The 1,163-nt window shown below is 66.0% G+C and carries 1 protein-coding gene; it reads right to left on the reverse strand.

Features of this window, described 5'->3' with window-relative positions:
- On the reverse strand, positions 1–1,071 hold a 1,071-nt coding region (gene istA, locus N799_RS14035), incomplete at its 3' end, for an IS21 family transposase (protein WP_036213975.1).
- Positions 1,072–1,163: the final 92 nt, after the last annotated feature.

The raw sequence follows: 1,163 nt of genomic DNA on the forward strand, positions 1-1,163 counted from the left end.
GGAGGGCACGCTGTAGAAGCTGCCATTGACCTCGATGTGGTAGTCGATGCTGACCTTGCAGCGCTTGAAGGTGGCGACCTCGTAGGGATGCACCGGCAGCGCTCGCAAGGCCGGGCGATCCAGACGCTCGAACCAGTCGCGCCGGCAGCCATCGAGCCGCTTGAACGGGCGCCGATTCAGATCCTCCAGCAGCTCGGCGATGGCCTGGTTAAGCGCATGCAGGCTGAAGAACTGCCGATGGCGCAGCCGCGCCATGATCCAGCGCTCGACCACCTGCACCGCCACCTCGGCCTTGGCCTTGTCCTGAGGCTTGCGTGGCCGTGCCGGCAGGATCACCGTCTGGTAATGACGCGCGCACTCCAGCGTGGCCCGGTTCAGGCCCGGCTCGTAGCGATCCGGCTGGGCGACCAGGGCGCGCGGATTGTCCGGCACAACCATTTCCGGCACGCCGCCAAAGTAGGTCAGAGCCTGGCCCAGCGAGGTCAGCCAGTCCACCTGGGTTTCGCCTGGCGTCGCGCAGGCATAGGTGTAATTCGAGGCGCCCAGGGCGGCGACGAAGATGTGCGCCCGGCGCACTTCGCCGGTGGCCGGGTCGACCACCGGCAGCGTCGGCCCGGCATAGTCGATGAATAGCTTCTCGCCCGCACGGTGCAGCTGACGCATCGAACGTTTGAGCGTCTGGGCGTAGCGCCGGTAGTGCTCGACGAACTGGGTGTAGCGGTAGGTCGGCTGGCCCGCATGCGCGGCGAGATATTCCTCCCACAGCAGCTGCAAGGTCACGCCCTTGCGTCGCAACTCGCGGTGGATGCTCAGCACATCGGGCAGCACTCGCTCACCGCGCGGCTTGTTCGTCGACGTCGGTGCAAACAAGGCGGCCGCCAGCGCGGCCTCGTCCATGGCCACCAGCGCCGGCCAGTCCAGCCCGGCCACCCGCGCCGCCGCGATGTACTTGCTAACCACGCCCTTGGACAGCTGCAAGGCACGGGCAATCTTCTCGTGGGACAAGCCGGCCTCAAACTTGAGGCGCAGACATTCTTTGATGTTTCGCATGGCTACTCGCGGCGCCGCCATCTTCCTCTCCCGAAATCGGTCGAGGATGGCGGCGCATCAGGTCATGCGCAACGAAGGGGAAGGCTTTCGCTAAGTCGTGACCGGCGATTTCG

This window comes from Lysobacter arseniciresistens ZS79, from assembly GCF_000768335.1.
Classification (GTDB): Bacteria; Pseudomonadota; Gammaproteobacteria; order Xanthomonadales; family Xanthomonadaceae; genus Novilysobacter; species Novilysobacter arseniciresistens.